Source organism: Pseudomonas sp. FeN3W, assembly GCA_030263805.2.
Lineage (GTDB): Bacteria > Pseudomonadota > Gammaproteobacteria > Pseudomonadales > Pseudomonadaceae > Stutzerimonas > Stutzerimonas stutzeri_G.
In genome coordinates, this window is record CP136010.1 from 3,962,040 (window position 1) to 3,980,829 (window position 18,790).

Annotated in this window: 19 protein-coding genes; 10 read left to right on the plus strand and 9 right to left on the minus strand. The window is 62.3% G+C overall.

Features of this window, described 5'->3' with window-relative positions; genetic code table 11:
- Positions 1-2 precede the first annotated feature (2 nt).
- The 4 genes from accB to P5704_018670 all read right to left on the minus strand — a co-directional run bounded on the left by accB (position 3) and on the right by P5704_018670 (position 3,375).
- On the minus strand, positions 3-461 hold the full coding sequence (gene accB / locus P5704_018655; GenBank protein WOF78035.1) for an acetyl-CoA carboxylase biotin carboxyl carrier protein: 459 nt from the start codon (positions 459-461) through the stop codon (positions 3-5).
- A gap of 75 nt (positions 462-536) precedes the next feature.
- Complete coding sequence (gene aroQ / locus P5704_018660) at positions 537-980, minus strand: type II 3-dehydroquinate dehydratase (protein WOF78036.1); 444 nt, start codon at positions 978-980, stop codon at positions 537-539.
- 210 nt (positions 981-1,190) lie between these two features.
- Positions 1,191-3,008: a protein-disulfide reductase DsbD gene (locus P5704_018665; GenBank protein ID WOF78037.1), complete on the minus strand. Its 1,818-nt coding sequence runs from the start codon at positions 3,006-3,008 to the stop codon at positions 1,191-1,193.
- Positions 3,009-3,039: 31 nt separating this feature from the next.
- Entirely contained in the window at positions 3,040-3,375 is a 336-nt protein-coding gene (locus P5704_018670) for a Rieske (2Fe-2S) protein (GenBank protein WOF78038.1), read from the minus strand.
- Between the two features lie 187 nt (positions 3,376-3,562).
- Between P5704_018670 and P5704_018675 the strand changes: the two genes are divergently transcribed.
- From P5704_018675 to P5704_018685, 3 genes are read left to right on the plus strand one after another with little or no spacing between them, the layout of a single operon-like run.
- Positions 3,563-4,546, plus strand: coding sequence for an iron ABC transporter permease (locus tag P5704_018675; GenBank protein WOF81277.1), 984 nt, complete (start codon positions 3,563-3,565; stop codon positions 4,544-4,546).
- Complete coding sequence (locus P5704_018680; protein WOF78039.1) at positions 4,546-5,313, plus strand: heme ABC transporter ATP-binding protein; 768 nt, start codon at positions 4,546-4,548, stop codon at positions 5,311-5,313. The genes P5704_018675 and P5704_018680 overlap by 1 nt, the downstream gene beginning before the upstream one ends.
- Before the next feature lie 11 nt (positions 5,314-5,324).
- Positions 5,325-6,209, plus strand: coding sequence for a ChaN family lipoprotein (locus P5704_018685; GenBank protein ID WOF78040.1), 885 nt, complete (start codon positions 5,325-5,327; stop codon positions 6,207-6,209).
- Between the two features lie 205 nt (positions 6,210-6,414).
- Here P5704_018685 and P5704_018690 read toward each other — a convergent pair whose 3' ends face one another.
- From P5704_018690 to P5704_018705, 4 genes are all read right to left on the minus strand, one after another.
- Positions 6,415-7,212, minus strand: coding sequence for a cyclic nucleotide-binding domain-containing protein (locus P5704_018690; GenBank protein ID WOF78041.1), 798 nt, complete (start codon positions 7,210-7,212; stop codon positions 6,415-6,417).
- Positions 7,213-7,322: 110 nt separating this feature from the next.
- Complete coding sequence (locus P5704_018695) at positions 7,323-7,586, minus strand: TfoX/Sxy family protein (protein WOF78042.1); 264 nt, start codon at positions 7,584-7,586, stop codon at positions 7,323-7,325.
- An 18-nt stretch (positions 7,587-7,604) separates the two neighbouring features.
- Positions 7,605-8,390 carry a class I SAM-dependent methyltransferase gene (locus P5704_018700; GenBank protein ID WOF78043.1) on the minus strand — a complete coding sequence of 262 codons (786 nt, stop codon included), beginning with the start codon at positions 8,388-8,390 and terminating at the stop codon, positions 7,605-7,607.
- Between the two features lie 73 nt (positions 8,391-8,463).
- Positions 8,464-10,026 carry an AAA family ATPase gene (locus P5704_018705; GenBank protein WOF78044.1) on the minus strand — a complete coding sequence of 521 codons (1,563 nt, stop codon included), beginning with the start codon at positions 10,024-10,026 and terminating at the stop codon, positions 8,464-8,466.
- Positions 10,027-10,185: 159 nt separating this feature from the next.
- On the opposite strand from P5704_018705, the gene mrcB reads away from it, so the two are divergent.
- The 3 genes from mrcB to P5704_018720 all read left to right on the plus strand — a co-directional run bounded on the left by mrcB (position 10,186) and on the right by P5704_018720 (position 13,595).
- Complete coding sequence (mrcB, locus tag P5704_018710) at positions 10,186-12,498, plus strand: penicillin-binding protein 1B (protein ID WOF78045.1); 2,313 nt, start codon at positions 10,186-10,188, stop codon at positions 12,496-12,498.
- Positions 12,499-12,564: 66 nt separating this feature from the next.
- On the plus strand, positions 12,565-13,269 hold the full coding sequence (locus P5704_018715; protein ID WOF78046.1) for a tetratricopeptide repeat protein: 705 nt from the start codon (positions 12,565-12,567) through the stop codon (positions 13,267-13,269).
- Positions 13,269-13,595: a YqcC family protein gene (locus P5704_018720; protein ID WOF78047.1), complete on the plus strand. Its 327-nt coding sequence runs from the start codon at positions 13,269-13,271 to the stop codon at positions 13,593-13,595. The genes P5704_018715 and P5704_018720 overlap by 1 nt, the downstream gene beginning before the upstream one ends.
- Positions 13,596-13,637: 42 nt before the next feature.
- Here P5704_018720 and P5704_018725 read toward each other — a convergent pair whose 3' ends face one another.
- Positions 13,638-14,069, minus strand: a complete 432-nt coding sequence (locus tag P5704_018725) for a DUF4124 domain-containing protein (protein ID WOF78048.1) — start codon at positions 14,067-14,069, stop codon at positions 13,638-13,640.
- Positions 14,070-14,476: 407 nt separating this feature from the next.
- On the opposite strand from P5704_018725, the gene P5704_018730 reads away from it, so the two are divergent.
- The 4 genes from P5704_018730 to pssA all read left to right on the plus strand — a co-directional run bounded on the left by P5704_018730 (position 14,477) and on the right by pssA (position 18,783).
- Positions 14,477-16,201: an acetolactate synthase 3 large subunit gene (locus P5704_018730; protein ID WOF78049.1), complete on the plus strand. Its 1,725-nt coding sequence runs from the start codon at positions 14,477-14,479 to the stop codon at positions 16,199-16,201.
- Positions 16,202-16,203: 2 nt separating this feature from the next.
- A complete protein-coding gene (gene ilvN / locus P5704_018735; GenBank protein WOF78050.1) occupies positions 16,204-16,695 on the plus strand; it encodes an acetolactate synthase small subunit in 492 nt (163 codons plus the stop codon).
- A gap of 77 nt (positions 16,696-16,772) precedes the next feature.
- A complete protein-coding gene (gene ilvC / locus P5704_018740; protein ID WOF78051.1) occupies positions 16,773-17,789 on the plus strand; it encodes a ketol-acid reductoisomerase in 1,017 nt (338 codons plus the stop codon).
- A gap of 154 nt (positions 17,790-17,943) precedes the next feature.
- Positions 17,944-18,783: a CDP-diacylglycerol--serine O-phosphatidyltransferase gene (gene pssA, locus P5704_018745; protein WOF78052.1), complete on the plus strand. Its 840-nt coding sequence runs from the start codon at positions 17,944-17,946 to the stop codon at positions 18,781-18,783.
- Positions 18,784-18,790 lie beyond the last annotated feature (7 nt).

Sequence of the window (18,790 nt, forward strand, 5' to 3'; positions counted from 1 at the left end):
GTTCAAACGATGGTGAACAGCGGCTGGTCGTATTCGACCGGCTGACCATTCTCCATCAGGATGGATTCGATGGTGCCGCTGGTTTCGGCCTCGATGTGGTTCATCATCTTCATGGCTTCGACGATGCAGAGGATGTCGCCCTTCTTCACGGTCTGGCCGACGTCGACGAACGGCTTGGCTTCCGGCGAGGAGGCACGGTAGAAGGTGCCGACCATCGGTGAGCGAACCACGGTGCCGTTCAGTTTGGGTGCAGCCGGGGCGGCGTCGCCAGCCGGTGCGGCAGCCGCGACGGGCGCTGGAGCGGGTGCGGCCGGAGCCTGGGCGTAGATCGGCTGCTGCATCGCAACCTGCTTGCTGTGGCGGCTGATACGAACCGACTCCTCACCTTCGTGAATCTCCAGCTCGTCGATACCGGACTCTTCCAGCAGTTCGATCAGTTTTTTGACTTTGCGAATATCCATGAAGCATTGACTCCCAGGTAAGTTCAAAGGGCATTGCTGCTCGCTTCTTCAAGGCTCGGCGTGTGCACGAGCCCCTCAGGAAGCAGCGAGTTGTTCCAGGGCGGCCTCCAAGGCCAGTCGGTAGCCGCTGGCGCCAAGGCCGCAGATCACACCCACCGCGATATCGGAAAAATAGGAGTGATGGCGGAAAGGTTCACGCTTGTGCACGTTGGACAGGTGCACTTCGATGAATGGGATGCTCACGGCCAGCAACGCGTCACGTAATGCGACGCTGGTATGGGTGAATGCCGCGGGGTTGATCAGGATGAAGTCGACGCCTTCGCTGCGTGCGGCATGAATGCGCTCGATCAGCTCGTACTCGGCGTTGGATTGCAGGTGCAGCAGATGATGTCCGCGATCTCGGGCACGTTGCTCCAGATCCTGATTGATCTGCGCCAGCGTTATTGCGCCGTAGACGCCGGGCTCGCGGGTGCCGAGCATGTTCAGGTTCGGCCCATGGAGGACCAGAAACGTGGCCATCGGTATTCCTTGTTTTTCTGTATGCGCTGATCAGCCGAGGATGGCTAGTCGCGAGAAGGGAAAAACTATGCCCCAAGCGAGGCGTGACTGTCCAGTCATGTCGCGATCGAAGGAAATACCCGCATTATGTCTGAAGATTGCCGCAATCATTCATCGGGCTGAAGATCGCCGATTTACCGCGGGTCGATGCCGCGAAAAGGCGTGCGCGAGCTACAGCAACGGTGCCGCGCGATCCAGTCGTTCGCTAAAACCGGAAGCGTCTATCTCGCCGACTACGCGAACTTCAGTCATCTCGTTGCCACGCCGATCGAAGAACAGGATGGCCGGTGGGCCGAACAGTTTGTAGCGGTCCAGCAGGCTGCGTTGGGCGGCGTTGCTTTCGGTGATGTCGAAGCGGATCAGACGATAGTCGGCCAGGCGCGGTGCCACCTGTGGGTTGGCGAAAACCTCGCGTTCGATCACCTTGCAGCTGATGCACCAGTCGGCGTACCAGTCGAGCATCAGCGGTTGACCGGCGGCGCGGGCAGCGGCCAGTTGGGTATTGAGTTCGGCAGGCGTCGAGATGGTATGCCAGCCTTCACTGGCCATGCTGCCTGGAACCGCTCCGGCCACGCTGGTCGGCAACGGTCGCAGTGGATCGGAGCCGCCCTGCAGCGCCCCGACCCAGGCGGCCAGTGCATAGACCAGCAGCACGAGTCCCAGCAGCTGGGCGAGCTTTTGCCTGGGCGTCTTGTTGGTGAACTCCAGGGTGCCGAGAAAGACGGCGCTGCCGGCTGCGAGCAGGCCCCATGCCGCCAGGGCGAGCGGACCGGGCAGCACGCGCTCGAGCATCCAGACGGCAACGGCGAGCAGCAGTACGCCGAAGACGTTGCGTACGCTGATCATCCATGGCCCGCTCTTGGGCAGCAGCGCGCCACCGCCAGTGGCGAACAGCACCAGCGGTGCGCCCATGCCCAGACCCAGAGCGAACAGTTTCAGGCCACCGCCCAGCGCGTCGCCGCTGGCGCTGATGTACAGCAGTGCGCCGGCCAGCGGTGCGGAAACGCAAGGCGATACCAGCAGGCTGGACACCGCACCGAGCAGCGCCGCTCCGGTGAACGAGCCGCCGCGGGCGTTGCCCGCAAGACGGTCGAGTCGACTGCTGAGCGCCTGGGGAAGACGCAGCTCGAACAGCCCGAACATGGCCAGGGCGAAGGCGACGAAGAACAGTGCGAAGGGTACGAGCACCCAGGGTGATTGCAGGCGCGCTTGCAGGTTCAGCTCCGCGCCGAATACGCCCATCAGCGCGCCGAGCAGGGCGAAGCCGCCGGCCATCGGCAGTACGTAGGCCAGCGACAGCAGGAAGCTGCGCATTCCGCCGGGTTGGTCGCGCAGCACCACGCCGGTGAGGATCGGCAGCATCGGCAGCACGCAAGGGGTGAAGGTCAGGCCCAGGCCGGCGAGGAAGAACAGCGCGATGGAGCGCCAGGAGAGGTCGCGTTCACTGGCTTGCTTGCTGGTTGACTCGGCGGTGGTCGCTTCGCCGGCAGCACCGGGAACGTCGCCGATGGGGAGCGACTCGGTTTCCGGTGGGTAGCACAGGCCTTTATCGGCACAGCCCTGGTAGGAGACCTGCAGGACGAAGGGGCGGTTGTCCGGATTGGTCAGTGGGAGCTCGACATCGACAATGCCGTAGTAAGCTTCGATCTCGCCGAAATAATCATCGACCTTGGGCACGCCGGCGGGCAGCTTGGGCTCACCGATCGCGACACCCGGCTCGTCGGTCTTGAAGGCGAAACGATGACGGTAGAGGTAGTAGCCCTCTGCGGCGACGAAACGCAGGGTGATCTGTTCGGGCGTAGCCTCAACGAGGCTGAGCCGAAAGGCTTCGCGTACTGGCAGGAAATCGCTGCTGTTGTTCAGTGCGCCACCAAAACTGGCGCTGGGCTTGTTGTCGAACAGGCCGGCGTGGGCGGGAAGCACGAATAGCAGGAGCAGCAGACTCAGCAGGCGACGCATGGCGATCTCACGGTAAAGCTGTGGCGGCATGATAACCAAGCCCGGCGCTCGGCGCCCGTGCTCAACTGTCGCTCTGCCGATCAGTTTGCAACCAGATGCTGTCCTGGTCCTCGACCACATCCAGCTGACGCAGCGTCTGGCCAGCGCAGGGGCCGGCCACGCACTCGCCGGACTCGATGAGAAACAGCGCGCCGTGAGTGGCGCATTGCAGCAGGCTGCCACTGTCATCGAGAAACTGGTCGGGGCGCCATTCGAGCGGCACGCCGCGGTGTGGGCAACGGTTCTCGTACAGGTATGTCCGGCCATCCCGGCGAACGGCAATCACTTTCAGCTCCCCAGCCGTGAAGCCGCGGCTCTGCCCTTCGACAAGCTCGAATGTCGCGCACAATCTGAACATCGGGTTCTCCGCCATGAGCCGGGATTATCCCGCAGCGGGCGAGGAAGTGCAGTCGGATAATGCTTGCCGGGCTGGCGGCTACGGCGGCGGGCTCTTATTCTTCGCCGCACATACCGCCTGGCAAAACACTTCGATGGGTCGTCCGGTTCCCGCGCGCTTTCTGTTCTTCGTTCTCGGCTCCCTGCTGCTGCTGGCGATCTGGCTGTCGCTTGCATTGGGGCCGCTGAGCCTGACGCTGGGCGACAGCCTGGCTGCGGTGTTGCGCTTGGCCGGTGTGCCGATCGAAGCCTCCGGACTCGAGCAGGCGGAGCTGATTCTTGCGCAGATCCGTCTGCCGCGTACGTTGCTGGGCTGCGCCGCGGGGGCGGTGCTGGCGCTCTGTGGCGTGGCGATGCAGGGACTGTTTCGCAACCCATTGGCGGACCCGGGGCTGGTCGGGGTTTCCAGTGGTGCTGCGTTGGGTGCGGCGGTCGCCATCGTCGGCAGCACGTTCATCCCGACGCTGCCTGCGCGGTGGGAGCCCTACCTGCTGTCGGTCTTCGCCTTCGCTGGCGGGTTGGGCGTGACCGTGCTGGTTTACCGACTCGGCCGGCGCGGCGGGCAGACCCACGTCGCCACGATGCTGTTGGCCGGCATCGCGTTGACCGCGCTGGCCGGTGCAGTGGTTGGGTTGTTCAGCTATCTGGCCGACGACAGAACGTTGCGCTCGCTGACCTTCTGGAATCTTGGCAGCCTGAACGGCGCCAGTTACGCACGGTTATGGCCGCTGCTGCTGATCACCATCGCCGTCGCGCTGTGGCTGCCGCGGCGAGCGAAAGCCCTGAATGCGTTGCTGCTCGGCGAATCGGAAGCGCGCCATCTCGGTTTCGATGTCGAGCGGGTCAAGCGTGAGCTGGTGGTCTGTACGGCGCTGGGCGTCGGCGCAGCGGTGGCTGCTGCTGGGCTGATCGGATTTATCGGCTTGGTGGTTCCGCACTTGATGCGCTTGTTGGTTGGCCCCGATCACCGCTTGCTGTTGCCGGCCTCGGCACTTGCCGGCGGCAGCCTGCTGCTGCTTGCCGATGTCGCCGCGCGACTGGTGATAGCGCCGGCAGAGCTGCCGATCGGCATTGTCACTGCGTTGCTCGGCGCGCCCTTCTTCCTTTATCTACTGTTGCGGGAGCGCATCTGATGTTGGTGGGTCGCGATCTGACCGTGCGCCGTGGCCCGATAATGGCGCTGCAGGGCGTTTCCCTCGAGCTGCGCCCGGGGCAGGTGTTCGGTGTGCTCGGCCCGAACGGTGCGGGCAAGAGCACGCTGCTGGCGACGTTATCCGGCGAGCTCAGGCCTTCCAGGGGACAGGTCTTGCTCCAAGGGCGGCCGCTCGGCGACTGGGCGGATGTGGAGCGTGCGCGTTGCCTGGCGGTGTTACCGCAGAGCTCGACGCTCAGCTTCGCCTTCCGCGTCGCGGATGTGGTGGCCATGGGGCGCCTGCCTCATCGCACCGGACGCGATGCCGATGCCACCATCGTTGCTGCGGCGCTTGCTGCGGCGGATGCGCAGCATCTTGCGGCACGCAGCTACCTCGAGTTGTCCGGCGGCGAACGCCAGCGTGTGCATCTCGCTCGGGTGCTGGCGCAGCTGTGGCCGGGTGAGGCAGGGCAGGTGCTGATGCTCGACGAGCCTACGTCGATGCTCGATCCAGCGCACCAGCACGGCATTCTAAAGGCGGTCAGGGCCTTCGCCGCGCAAGGCGCCGCAGCGCTGGTGATCCTGCATGATCTGAATCTGGCAGCGCGCTACTGTGATCGACTACTGCTGCTCAGGGACGGTAGGCCAATCGTGGCGGGCTCACCCGCTGAAGTGCTGCGAGCCGAGCCGCTGCGAGCGGTATTCGGTCTGGATGTGCTGGTTCAGCGACATCCGGAGCTCGGTCACCCGCTGATCATTGCCCGTTGAGGAGGTTCATCGTGCGCATTCTTGCGTTGCTTGTGCTGGGTTTGCTGACGGGATGCCATGCCCTACCGCCGCTGCCTGAATGGCAAAGCCCCGAAGGACTTGAGCATCCGGACCTCGGTCTGATCGTCGATCTGCGCAGCGACACGGTGCTCACGACCGCGCAGCTGGTGGCGGAGCTCCAGACGCAAGACCGGTTGCTGGTCGGCGAACGGCACGACAATCCGGATCACCACGCCCTGCAGCTCTGGTTGCTGCGAGCACTGGGCGAAGAACGTCCGCAAGGCAGCCTCTTGCTGGAGATGCTCGAACCTGAACAGCAGGCCCTAGTCGATGCGGTGCGCCGCGAAGTGCGTGAGGGGCGAGCGCCAGCCGATCTTCCTGAGGCGCTGGGTTGGCAGAAGGGCTGGGATTGGGGCCAGTACGGGCCGCTGGTTTCATACGCGCTTGCGCAACCATACCCATTGCTGCATGCCAATCTCGGGCGCGACGAAATCATGTCGATCTATCGCGCCGCACCGTCATTGCGGGGGCGCAAATCCACGGCCGCGGCGGTGAGCGAGGCATTGCTGGCGCAGATCGAGGCCTCTCACTGTGGGATGCTGCCGGCCTCCCAGCTGCCGGCGATGTTGGCGGTGCAGCAGCAGCGTGATCGACGCATGGCCGAGCGAGTGCTCGCCGCAGCCGAGCCAGTCATGCTGCTGGCCGGCGCGTTCCATGTGCGCCGAGACCTGGGCGTGCCGCTGCATGTCGAGGATCTGTCAGGGAAGTCAGTGTCGGTGTTGATGCTTGCTGAAGTGGGCGAGACGGTATCCGCTGCGCAGGCCGACTATGTCTGGTACACCCCGGCGCAACCTGAGCAGGATCATTGCGAACAGCTGCGCCGATCGGGCAAGTAACCTGGCTGACGTTTTCTACAGGAAAAAAAAGACCCGGCAGAGCCGGGTCAAAACCGTGATTAGCCTGATGAGGAGATAACCTGAAGGATCGACTGCCTGAGCCTTCAGCTATCGGCTGACCTCGCGATCAGTTGCGATAATAATAACAATTCTCATTTCTGCGTCAACAGGCTTTCGTAAAAAAATATTCGCTCGGGCAGCTCGCCTAGACTGCAACGTTTATCCGCAGATGAGTGACTTCCTTGTTCAGCAGATCAATGCGCCGCGCCATGCTTTCGATGAGGCTGTGAGCGATGCGGGGGTTGCTCTGTGTCAGTCCGAGGAACTGCTCCTTGGGAATGACCATGACCGTGCAGGCCTCGCTGGCGACCACCGTTGCGCTGCGTCGCTCGCGGGTGAAGACCGCCATGGCGCCGAAGATCTCGTCCTTTTGTACATCGCCGACCTTCTGGCCGTCGACGATCGCCTCGGCGTGGCCTTCGATGATGATGAACACGTTGTCTGCCTCGTCGCCTTGGCGAATCAGCTCTTCACCGGCGGCGAAATGCTTGAAGCCGGTAGCTGGACGGATCTCCGGTTGCTTCAGGCGCGCAAGGGCGTCGCCGAGCAGCGCGGTATGACCAATCAGGTACTGGATGAACAATTCCTGGCGGTGCTCATCGGAGTGGATGTGCTGGAACACCGCGTTGCGCGAGTAGGGGATCAGGCTGATGGGTTCGTCACTGCAATAGCGGCACTCCGGCAGATCGCCCGACTGGCGCAATCCAACCAGGTCGCCTTCCTGCAGATAGAACAGGGCCCTGCCGTCGATCAGCGCGTGCAGTAGCCCGGTCTCGATGATGAAAAGCTGCTGTGCCGGCAGCTCGGCGCACAGATCGTCGGTGTGCTTGAGTTCAAGGTTGGGACCTGAGGGCTGCAAGCCTTCGAGCAACTGGGTGGGGATGGTTTGCAGGCGGTTGATCAGGCGATCGGCGTAGGCCGGTTGCTCCCCGAGTAAATACATGTCGGTAATCCTTGAACGAACGGGCAGACGATTGGCAGGGTCACGTCGGCGCACAATAGGCTTGGGCGAGGCCTGAGTAAATCTCGCCGAGCGGAGGTTGTGAGCTAGCTCTAGTTGTCGTGATCGGCGCCCAGATTACGATTCAATTCTTCCTTCAGCGGGATCGGCAGCTGCTGCCAGGGGACGTCTCTCAGCGCCCCTTCGATGGCATACAGCAGAACCTTCGAGGCACCGAATCCGCGCGCCTTCACTGCGCGATAAGAACTCACCGCGCCCAATCGTCGGAGATCCGCAGCGGTGTGAATGCCCGATGCGTGCAGCCATTGCACCGAGGTCTTGCCGAGGTTGCGGAGCGAAAGCAGTTCGTCGTGCATGGCGGCGTCCTTGCGGTGCTAGCGGTTGGGGAAGCCTGTCAGAAAATGTAGCGGCCAGCGGATAAGCCTCCGCTGATCCGCCGGGCCCCATGCGGATGACAATTGGGGCTCGATCGATGCGATGGGGTCGCGCCCATGCCGCTGTTGCCATTGCTTCACGGCAGACCAGGTGCGCAGATAGCCCGTCAGTTCGCAGAGATCCCAATGCGCTTCGAGGGCGAACAGAGGTGGTTCGATACGTGTGAAGGGAGGCTGGATATCGCGGTAACCGGCATCGACGCTGCTGCGACCGGCTGGCCAGCAACCAGCGAGTGTTTCGTAGTAGAGCCTGTGGATGACCGCGTCCACTGCGGCCGATACCTCCAGCAGGCTGTAGCACCAGGCACAGAACAGGCCGTTCGGCTTCAGTGCGCGCCGCGCCTGGTTGAAGAATGCTGGCGTGGCGAACCAGTGCAGGGCCTGTGCGACTACCAGCAGATCGAGCTGTCCGCTGCGCAATGGCAGATGTTCCGCATCGGCGACGAAACGCTGCACGTCCGACCAGGTGTCGCCAGCCTCGAGCTGTTCGGCGCTCGCGTCGCAGGCCAGGACCCGATGAAAGTGTCGTGTCAGCGGGATGCTCGCTTGCCCGTTGCCGGCCGCAAGGTCGAGCACGGTGTCGGTGGCCGCGCACTGGCTGGCGAGCCAGGTGAACAGCGCCTCGGGGTAGGTCGGGCGGAAGCGTGCATAGTCGGTGGAGCGGCTGGAGAACAGCTGGATGCTGTCACTGACCGGCTTTGGGGCGGGCGATTCGCTGGCAGACATAGCGGTGTTCCACGATTGGAATACCGGGAGTATAGAAGCACCGCCGCACTCTGCCGGCGGCGGTGCCTGACGGTCAGAGACCGGGCAAGTGCTGGCGGATGCTGGCGACCAGCTCGTCGAGGCTGCCGGCATCCTGGGTATCGACCCGGCGGCTATGCAGCCGCTCGCTTTCGCTCAGCGCCTCGCGGCTGGCCTGCTGCGCATGCACTACCTCCATGGTCGCATCGGATGGATCGAGCCCCTCGGCCTGGCGTTGCGCCAGCCACTGCGCGATCACCGCATCCGGCGCCTGGCAATCGAGTATCAGAAAGGGCACGCCAGTGGTTTCGGCCGCCTGCCAGGCATCCTGACGCTGTTGCTGCTTCAGGTACGCCGCGTCGATCACCACGGAAAAACCGGCCTGCAGCCCGGTCGTTGCCAGCTGGTGCAGCCGCTTGTAGGTCTCATCGCTGGCCTGCTGGCTGTAGATGCCGGCATCGAGCTGGCCCTGTTGAGCTTCGGGCTGCTCGCCATGCAAGCGCTTGCGTTCGACGTCCGAGCGCAGGCGTATCGCGCCAAGGGCCTCGACCAGGCGTAGCGCAACGTGGCTCTTGCCTACGGCGGACACACCATGGGTGATGGCGAGAAAGCGTGACGGGATGGCGCTGTAGCTTTCGGCCAGATTGGCATAGCCGCGGTACTGACGCACGATCACCTTGCGTTGCACGGCGTCCTGCTCCTGATACAGCCGGAACAGGCTGACCTTGGCGCGTACCAGGGCGCGATAGGCCTTGTACAGATTCAGCAACGCCAGCGCCGCATAGTCGCCGGTGTACTCCAGCCAGCCGTTGATGAACCGGCGCGCCTGGCATTTCAGGCCACGATCCTCCAGGTCCATGGCCAGGAAGGCAGCGTCGGATGCGGTATCGATCAGGCGAAACGGCTCGTTGAACTCGATGCAGTCGAACAGCACCACCTTGCCATCGATCAATGTGGCATTGCCCAGGTGAAGATCGCCGTGACATTCGCGAACGAAACCTTGCTGGCAGCGCTGGTCGAGCAGCGGACGCAGGCGCTCGATACTGGTTTCGGTCCATTCTTCGAGCGCATCCAGCTGGCGGAGGTCCGCCGCTTCGCTGAGCAGCGGGCGAATCTGTTCGAAGTTCTGCCGCATCGGCGCGACGATCGCATCGGCGCTGCTCAGAGCATGGCCGGCAGGCACCTGTGGGGTGCTCTGGTGAAAATGGGCGATCTGTTCGGCCAGGGCGTCGATGTGCGCGTCCGTCAACTCGCCACGCGCCTGCAGTTCGGCCAGCAGCTGGGTTTGCGGGAACTCGCGCATCTTCAGCGCATATTCGAAGGGTTCTCCTGTGCCGCCGATCTCAGGTGCATCCGGTGAGCCGCTGATGGGCACGACTTCGAGATACAGGTCCGGCGCCATGCGCTGGTTGAGTCGCAGCTCTTCTTCGCAGAAGTGCTTGCGCGAGGCAAGGTCGGTGAAGTTGAGAAAGCCGAAGTCCACTGGCTTCTTGATCTTGTAGGCGTAGGTGCCGGTGAGGATGACCCAGGAAATGTGGGTCTCGATGACTCGAAAGCCCTCGGTGGGATGCGGGTACAGGGCAGGATTCTGCAGGGCGGCGATCAGTGCTTGGCTCACGGTCATTCCTTGTTGAAGTTCTTGAGCGGGGCGTGCGAGTCCACTGCGAAGCAGTCCACACAGTCGAAAAGTCGCAGGCATTATGGCTGCTGTGCGTTGCGCTGCAAACCGCTGAGAGGCCGTCGGTCCGCGGCTGCAAAGTGCGTATAATGCGCCGCCATGACTAAATCTCGCTCCCCCCGTACACGCTCCAGGCGCCGCTCCGCTGGCGCTCGCCCCTGGTTGGGCTGGGCGGTCAAACTGTCCATCGTCGGCCTGGTGATCCTGGCCGGTTTCGCCATTTATCTCGATGCCGTGGTGCAGGAGAAATTCTCCGGCAAGCGCTGGACGATTCCGGCCAAGGTCTATGCGCGACCGCTGGAGTTGTTCGTCGGGCAGAAGCTCAACAAGACGGATTTTCTCGCCGAACTGGATGCGTTGGGCTATCGCCGTGAAAAGGCGGTCAGCGGGCCGGGCGGTGCATCGGTGGCTGGCAATGACATCGAGCTGCACACCCGTGGCTTCCAGTTCTATGAAGGCGCCGAGCAGTCGCAGCGGTTGCGGGTGCGCTTCTCTGGCGATTTCGTCGCCGGCCTCAGCGCTGCCAATGGCGGCTCGCTACCGGTCGCGCGGCTGGAGCCGGTATTGATCGGTGGGCTGTACCCCGCGCACAACGAGGATCGCATCCTGATCAAGCTCGATCAGGTGCCGCCGTATCTGGTTGAAACGCTGGTCGCCGTGGAGGATCGGGAGTTCTTCAATCACTTCGGTGTATCGCCCAAGTCCATCGCTCGCGCCGTCTGGGTCAACCTCACCGCCGGCCAGGTTCGCCAGGGGGGCAGTACGCTGACTCAACAGCTGGTGAAGAACTTCTACCTGACCAACGAGCGCAGCCTCAGCCGCAAGGCCACCGAGGCGATGATGGCGGTGCTGCTGGAGCTGCACTACGACAAGGAAGAAATTCTCGAAGCCTATCTGAACGAGGTGTTCCTCGGTCAGGACGGTCGTCGTGCCATTCACGGCTTCGGTCTGGCGAGCCAGTACTTCTTCGGCCAGCCGCTGGCCGAGTTGAAGTTGCCGCAGGTGGCATTGCTGGTCGGCATGGTGAAAGGGCCTACCTACTACAACCCGCGACGCAACCCCGAGCGGGCGTTGGAGCGGCGCAATCTGGTGCTCGATCTGCTCGCCGAGCAACAGGTGGTCAGGGCCGAGGACATCGCAAAAGCCAAACAGGCGCCGCTGGGCGTGACTCAGCGTGGCAGCATGGCTGACAGCTCCTATCCGGCCTTTCTCGATCTGGTCAAGCGCCAGCTGCGTGAGGACTATCGGGACGAGGACCTCACCGAAGAAGGCTTGCGCGTCTTCACCAGTTTCGATCCGGTGATCCAGCTCAAGGCCGAGCAGGCCATGAGCGAAACCCTCAAGCGTCTCGGCAAGAGCACCGAGGGCGTCGAAGGCGCGATGATCGTGACCAATCCTGAGACCGGTGAAATTCAGGCCTTGCTCGGCAGTCGCCAACCAGGCTTCGCGGGGTTCAATCGCGCGCTCGATGCGTCACGGCCGATCGGCTCGCTGATCAAGCCGGCCATCTACCTGGCCGCGCTGGAAAAGCCTAGCCAGTACACGCTGACCAGCCTGCTAGAAGACGAGCCTTTCTCGGTCAAGGGCGCCGATGGACAGGTCTGGAAGCCGCAGAACTATGGGCGTCAGGCCTACGGCACGGTTTACCTGTATCAGGCGCTCGCGAACTCCTACAACCTGTCCACGGCGAGACTCGGGCTCGATCTCGGCGTACCGAACGTGCTGAAGACGCTTGAGCGGCTGGGTGCGTCGCCACAGTGGCCGGCGTATCCGTCGATGCTGCTCGGTGCGGGTGGTTTGCGGCCGATCGAGGTGGCGGACATGTATCAGACACTGGCCAACGGCGGCTTCAACACCCCGTTGCGCGGCATTCGCAGCGTGCTGACCGCGGACGGTGAGCCTCTCAAGCGTTATCCGTTCCAGATTCAGCAGCGCTTCGATCCGGGTGCGATCTACCTGACCCAGTACGCCATGCAGCGTGCCATGCGCGAGGGTACGGGACGCTCCGCTTACAACCGCCTGCCGCAGTCGCTGAACCTGGCTGGCAAGACCGGTACCACCAACGATTCGCGTGACAGCTGGTTCGCCGGCTTCAGTCAGGATCTGCTGGCCGTGGTCTGGTTGGGTCGTGATGACAATGGCAAGACTTCACTGACCGGGGCGACCGGCGCGCTGCAGGTGTGGAGCGATTTCATGCGGCGGGCTGATCCACTGCCTCTGCAGATGCCAGTGCCGGACAACGTGACATATGCCTGGGTGGATGCGCGAAGCGGCCTGGGTACGGATGAGCGCTGCCCGGATGCGGTACAGATGCCCTATATTCGCGGCAGCGAACCAGCCCCTGGACCTGGCTGCGGCATTCAGGCACCAGCGGAGTCGGTCATGGATTGGGTGCGTGGCTGGTTGGAGTAATTGCCATAGAGGTCGCGCGCTTCGTGGTTCTACGTTGAGAGGTCTGAATTGGTGAACAAGCAGTGGATGGCTGTCGTTGCTGCGGCGGCGCTGGTACAGGGTTGCGCGACCGTGGATCGTGGTTCGATCCCCGTGGTGGACTCGGGCGCTCCCGTTTCCGAGGAGGTGGCGGCTCGCCAGGGATATCGCGCGCCAGCCGCGGCTGCGACGCCAAGGCAACAGCAGGAGGACTCTGGCGTGGTGGTGATGGTGCCGCAAGGCACCTCTGCACCGCTTGAGACGTTCGCCGCACCAGATGCACCCTTTTCCGGGGCGAGTGGAGCGACAGGCGGCGATCAGCCTGCGTGGCAGCCGGCACCGTCAATCTCGGCGCCGGCCAGCACGCAGCAGCCGAGCATGCCTACCGGTATTCCGTCCTCCGGCAGCGGCCTGGCCGCCGATGAGCAGCTGGATGGTCCAGTGCTAGCGCTGTTGACTACGGCTCAACAGCAGCAGGGCGGTGGTGACCTGAATGGTGCGGCTTCCAGTCTTGAACGTGCGCAGCGTATTGCGCCACGCGAGCCGCAGGTCCTTTATCGTCTGGCGCAGGTCCGGTTGGCGCAGGGGGATGCCACTCAGGCGGAGCAGCTGTCGCGCCGCGCATTGAGTTATGCCAGCGGGCGCCCAGCGTTGCAGGCCAGCCTCTGGGAGTTGATTGCGCAGGCACGTGAGCGACAGGGCGACAGTGCTGGTGCCGCGCAGGCTCGTGAACGAGCCAAGGTCAATCTGTGATGGACCCGCGCCTTCCGGCAGTCGCGCAGCAGCTGCTTTTGATCGAGCGCGAACTGCGCACGCTTGACCTGTGGAGTGTCGAACCCCCGGCACCAGAGGCTCTGGCCAGCGTCGAGCCGTTTTGCGTGGACACGCTGCGCTTCGAGCAATGGCTGCAGTGGATATTCCTGCCGCGGATGAAATCGATCGTCGAAGCGGGCCAGCCTTTGCCGCAGGCGTCCGGCATCTGTGCAATGGCAGAGGTGGTCTATCGAGAGGTGCGGGTAGTCAGTCTGCTCGAGGCGCTGCGTGCTTTCGATGCGCTGATCGAGGCGCCTTCGCGCTGAGCGGCTTAGCGCGCCGCTAGCGCAATGTCTGGAGTGCCGGAATCAGTTGCAGTTTTCGGCGATCTTGTCCCGTGTTTCTGCGATCCGTGCCTGCCGCTCCTCTTCGGTGATTCGCCGGGTTTCGCCCTTCTCTTCGACGCGTACTCGCGGATTGTTCTGCAGTTGCGCAAGGTTGGTGCGCATCGTCTCGCAGTAGCGCTTGCGTTCGGCTTCTTGCTCGGCGACCTGCTGCTTCACCTTGCGATCGATGCTCTGCTGGTCGGCCTCGGTTTCGTCCTCGGCGACAGGGGCTGGCGTCGCGGCCGGTTTTGCCGGTGCGGTAACGGTGTTGACGGTTTCCACCTGCTGCCCTTGCGGCGGTTGCGCGCCGAAGTGCGTGACCCCCTGGGCGTCTACCCACTTGTATACCTGGGCGGCCATGACGTTGCCGCAAAGCGCCAGTACCAAGCCGCCCGCAAGAAACATGAATCGCATGTTGTTACCTTCATTGAAATCGGAAACTGGCGGTCACTATACCCAAAAGCCGGAGCGCCGCTTCTGCACCCTGTCACAGCTCAACGTTGCTCAAACACAACGGCAAGCTTGACTTGCTGGTGCTGAATCCGAACAATTCGAGGCTTGCTGTCCTGAGTCGCCTCGCCGCAAGCGATACCGGCTCAGTCTAGACAGACATGAGGTGCTACCCGCGCCGACCTGCATCACCCGCAACGCGTTACCTCGCGCTGGGTGGAGAGCCCGCGACACCAGGGTCTCTTCCAATACTGGCTCAGTCAGTGGCTGACGTAGTCGGCGACCACCGTCGCTCATGCCCTGCTGGCAGTAAACCTATTTCTGGCGGCTCCGACTTGGAATCGCTATCTGGCGTTTCAGAGGTGAACAACGTGGAACTCTTATCCGGCGCTGAAATGGTCGTCCGCTCCCTGCGTGACGAAGGCGTTAAGTACATTTACGGGTACCCGGGCGGTGCCGTTCTGCATATCTACGATGCGCTTTTCAAGGAAAAAGCCATCGAACACATCCTGGTTCGTCACGAGCAGGCCGCCACGCACATGGCCGATGGCTATGCGCGCGCGACCGGCAAGGCCGGCGTGGTGCTGGTGACTTCCGGTCCTGGGGCGACCAACGCCATCACCGGTATCGCCACCGCCTTCATGGACTCGATCCCGATGGTGGTGATCTCCGGTCAAGTGCCCAGCACCATGGTCGGCACCGATGCCTTCCAGGAAACCGACATGATCGGCATCTCCCGACCCATCGTGAAGCACAGCTTCATGATCAAGCATCCTTCGGAAATCCCCGAAGTGATGAAGAAGGCGTTCTATCTCGCCGAGTCCGGGCGTCCAGGGCCGGTTGTCATCGATATCCCGAAGGATATGACCAATCCGGCCGAAAAATTCGAATACGTTTACCCGAAGAAGGCCAAGCTGCGTTCGTACAGCCCAGCCGTGCGTGGGCATTCGGGTCAGATTCGCAAGGCGGCGGAGTTGCTGCTGGGAGCCAAGCGCCCCATCATTTACGCCGGTGGCGGCGTGGTCCTGGGCAAGGCTTCGGCGCAACTGACCGAGCTGGCGAAGATGCTCAACCTGCCGGTGACCAACACTCTGATGGGGCTGGGATGCTATCCGGGCAGCGACCGCCAGTTCGTCGGCATGCTCGGCATGCACGGTAGCTACACCGCCAATCTGGCGATGCACCATTCCGACGTGATCCTGGCGGTCGGTGCGCGCTTCGATGACCGCGTCATCAATGGCGCGACCAAGTTCTGCCCGAACGCCAAGATCATCCATATCGACATCGATCCGGCGTCGATCTCCAAGACCATCAAAGCCGACATCCCGATCGTCGGTCCGGTCGACAGTGTGCTCACCGAGATGGTCGCCATCGTCAAGGAAATTGGCCAGTCGCCGAATGCCGAGACGGTTGCCAGCTGGTGGAAACAGATCGATGAATGGCGCGGCAACCGCGGGCTGTTCCCCTATGACAAGGGCGATGGTTCGATCATCAAGCCTCAGGCGGCCATCGAGGTGCTTTGCGAAGTGACCAAGGGCGAGGCTTATGTAGCCTCGGACGTCGGTCAACATCAGATGTTCGCCTGCCAGTACTACAAGTTCGACAAGCCCAACCGCTGGCTCAACTCGGGTGGCCTCGGCACCATGGGCTTTGGTCTGCCGGCAGCCATGGGCGTGAAGCTGAACTTCCCGGAAGCCGATGTCGCGGTGGTGACGGGCGAAGGCAGCATCCAGATGAACATCCAGGAACTGTCCACCTGCCTGCAGTACGACCTGCCGGTGAAGATCGTCAACCTCAACAACGGTGCGCTGGGCATGGTCCGTCAGTGGCAGGACATGGTGTACAACAGCCGCTATTCGCACTCCTACATGGAGTCGCTGCCGGACTTCGTCAAGCTGGCCGAAGCTTATGGTCATGTCGGAATGCGCATCACCGACCTCAAGGACCTCAAGCCGATGATGGAAGAGGCATTCGCCATGAAGAATCGCCTGGTCTTCCTGGATATCGCCGTCGACACGGCCGAGCACGTCTATCCGATGCAGATCAAGGATGGCGCGATGCGTGACATGTGGTTGAGCAAGACGGAGCGGACCTGATCATGAGACACATCATTTCCCTGCTGATGGAAAACGAACCGGGTGCGCTGTCTCGTGTGGTCGGTCTGTTTTCGCAACGCAACTACAACATCGAAAGCCTCACCGTGGCGCCGACCGAAGACCCGACCCTGTCGCGTCTGACGCTGACCACGGTAGGTCACGAGGAGGTGATCGAGCAGATCACCAAGAACCTCAACAAGCTGGTTGAGGTGGTCAAGCTGGTTGACCTGTCGGAAAGCGCCCATATCGAGCGCGAACTGATGCTTATCAAGGTTAAGGCCACCGGTGCCCAGCGCGCCGAGGTCAAGCGCACCACCGATATTTTCCGCGGGCAGATCGTCGACGTGACCACCAGCGTCTATACGATTCAGCTGGCCGGAACCAGCGACAAGCTGGACAGTTTCATCCAGGCCGTTGGCACTGCCTCGATTCTGGAAGTTGTGCGCAGTGGCGTCACCGGGATTTCCCGCGGTGACAAGGTGCTGAGTATCTAACGGCTGGCGGACGCGTCGTCTCACCAGTCAGCAACGTTTTATCGAATGGCCCACGAGGCCGGCAACAGGGGTAATTCATGAAGGTTTCTTACGATAAAGACTGCGACCTCTCCATCATTCAGGGCAAGAAGGTCGCCATCATCGGTTACGGCTCCCAGGGCCACGCGCACGCGTGCAACCTGAAGGATTCCGGCGTCGACGTCACCGTCGGCCTGCGTCCGGGCTCGTCCTCGATTGCCAAGGCCGAGGCCCATGGCCTGAAGGTCAGCGACGTGCCGGCTGCCGTTGCCGCTGCCGATCTGGTAATGATCCTGACCCCGGACGAGTTCCAGGGCCGTCTGTACAAGGACGAAATCGAGCCGAACCTGAAGCAGGGCGCGACCCTGGCCTTCGCTCACGGCTTCTCGATCCACTACAACCAGGTTGTACCGCGTGCCGATCTGGACGTGATCATGATCGCTCCGAAGGCGCCAGGTCACACCGTGCGTTCCGAGTTCGTCAAGGGCGGCGGCATCCCTGACCTGATCGCGATCTACCAGGACGCTTCCGGCAATGCCCGTAACGTCGCACTGTCCTATGCCTGTGGCGTCGGCGGTGGCCGTACCGGCATCATCGAAACCACCTTCAAGGACGAAACCGAAACCGACCTGTTCGGCGAGCAGGCTGTTCTCTGTGGCGGTTGCGTTGAGTTGGTCAAGGCTGGCTTTGAAACACTGGTCGAAGCTGGCTACGCGCCGGAAATGGCCTACTTCGAGTGTCTGCACGAGCTGAAGCTGATCGTCGATCTGATGTTCGAAGGCGGCATCGCCAACATGAACTACTCGATCTCCAACAACGCCGAGTACGGCGAGTACGTGACCGGTCCTGAAGTAATCAACGCCGAGTCCCGCGCCGCCATGCGCAATGCCCTGAAGCGCATTCAGGACGGCGAATACGCCAAGATGTTCATCACCGAAGGCGCTGCCAACTATCCGTCGATGACTGCCTACCGTCGCAACAACGCGGCGCACGGTATCGAAGTGGTCGGCGAGAAGCTGCGTGCGATGATGCCTTGGATCGCGGCGAACAAGATCGTCGACAAGAGCAAGAACTGATCGTTCTACTGTTCAAGAAAACGCGGCTTCGGCCGCGTTTTTTCGTTCTGCCTGCCAGGCTTCTGGTATAAAACGCGGCTTTGGTCAGGCTGAACCCCAAGTCTCCAGATCTGGTCGAAATCTATCCATAACCTGTTGTAGAAGGTGAATGCGCATGAGTGGACAACCCGAAGAGCCGAACAAGCCAGTCGAGCCAGAAAGCATCCTGCCGATCGACGAGCATGTCGAGGAGACCCAGGAGCCTGACGGGCGCAAGGTTCGTCATCGTGGTATCTATCTGCTGCCCAATCTGTTCACCACCGCCAATCTTTTTGCTGGTTTTTTTTCGATCATCACCGCGATTAACGGCAACTTCTATGTGGCGGCCGCCACGGTATTCGTCGCTATGGTGCTCGATAGTCTGGACGGACGCGTGGCTCGTCTGACCAATACTCAAAGCGCCTTTGGTGCCGAGTACGATTCGCTGTCAGACATGGTTGCCTTTGGCCTGGCCCCCGCAGTGCTGGCGTACGAGTGGGCATTGTCCGAACTGGGCAATGTTGGGCTCACCGTCGCCTTCATCTATGTCGCTTGCGCCGCGCTGCGTCTGGCGCGCTTCAACACCCAGATCGGCAAGGTGGACAGGCGCTGGTTCATTGGTTTGGCTAGCCCGGCTGCGGCGGGAGTGGTTGCCGGCTGGGTCTGGGCGGTCTGGGCATTGGATGAGGTTGGTATTCGCGGCGTCGATCTGCCGCTGATACTGGTCATGCTGTTCGCGCTTATGGTCGCGGCAGCAGGTTTGCTGATGGTCAGCAATATCAAGTACTACAGCTTCAAGGACCTCGATTTGAAAGGGCGCGTACCCTTTGTCGCTATCCTGGTAGTCGTGCTTGTGTTCGCCGTCGTGTTCAGTGACCCGCCTCGCATTCTGCTGCTGATCTTCCTGGCGTACGCGGCCTCCGGTCCTGTGCAGTACTTGATGCAGTTGCGCCGTCGCAAGCGCGTCGAGGGTTGATTTTCAG

What these genes read in the sequence shown, in the direction of transcription:
- P5704_018690 (WOF78041.1), bottom strand. Translation starts at nt 7,212, where the DNA reads ATGTATTTACTCGGGGAGCAACCGGCCTACGCCGATCGCCTGATCAAC.
- ilvC (WOF78051.1), top strand. Translation starts at nt 16,773, where the DNA reads ATGAAGGTTTCTTACGATAAAGACTGCGACCTCTCCATCATTCAGGGC.
- aroQ (WOF78036.1), bottom strand. Translation starts at nt 980, where the DNA reads ATGGCCACGTTTCTGGTCCTCCATGGGCCGAACCTGAACATGCTCGGC.
- pssA (WOF78052.1), top strand. Translation starts at nt 17,944, where the DNA reads ATGAGTGGACAACCCGAAGAGCCGAACAAGCCAGTCGAGCCAGAAAGC.
- ilvN (WOF78050.1), top strand. Translation starts at nt 16,204, where the DNA reads ATGAGACACATCATTTCCCTGCTGATGGAAAACGAACCGGGTGCGCTG.
- P5704_018725 (WOF78048.1), bottom strand. Translation starts at nt 14,069, where the DNA reads ATGCGATTCATGTTTCTTGCGGGCGGCTTGGTACTGGCGCTTTGCGGC.
- P5704_018670 (WOF78038.1), bottom strand. Translation starts at nt 3,375, where the DNA reads ATGTTCAGATTGTGCGCGACATTCGAGCTTGTCGAAGGGCAGAGCCGC.
- P5704_018665 (WOF78037.1), bottom strand. Translation starts at nt 3,008, where the DNA reads ATGCCGCCACAGCTTTACCGTGAGATCGCCATGCGTCGCCTGCTGAGT.
- P5704_018695 (WOF78042.1), bottom strand. Translation starts at nt 7,586, where the DNA reads ATGCACGACGAACTGCTTTCGCTCCGCAACCTCGGCAAGACCTCGGTG.
- P5704_018700 (WOF78043.1), bottom strand. Translation starts at nt 8,390, where the DNA reads ATGTCTGCCAGCGAATCGCCCGCCCCAAAGCCGGTCAGTGACAGCATC.
- P5704_018680 (WOF78039.1), top strand. Translation starts at nt 4,546, where the DNA reads ATGTTGGTGGGTCGCGATCTGACCGTGCGCCGTGGCCCGATAATGGCG.
- P5704_018720 (WOF78047.1), top strand. Translation starts at nt 13,269, where the DNA reads ATGGACCCGCGCCTTCCGGCAGTCGCGCAGCAGCTGCTTTTGATCGAG.
- accB (WOF78035.1), bottom strand. Translation starts at nt 461, where the DNA reads ATGGATATTCGCAAAGTCAAAAAACTGATCGAACTGCTGGAAGAGTCC.
- P5704_018715 (WOF78046.1), top strand. Translation starts at nt 12,565, where the DNA reads ATGGCTGTCGTTGCTGCGGCGGCGCTGGTACAGGGTTGCGCGACCGTG.
- mrcB (WOF78045.1), top strand. Translation starts at nt 10,186, where the DNA reads ATGACTAAATCTCGCTCCCCCCGTACACGCTCCAGGCGCCGCTCCGCT.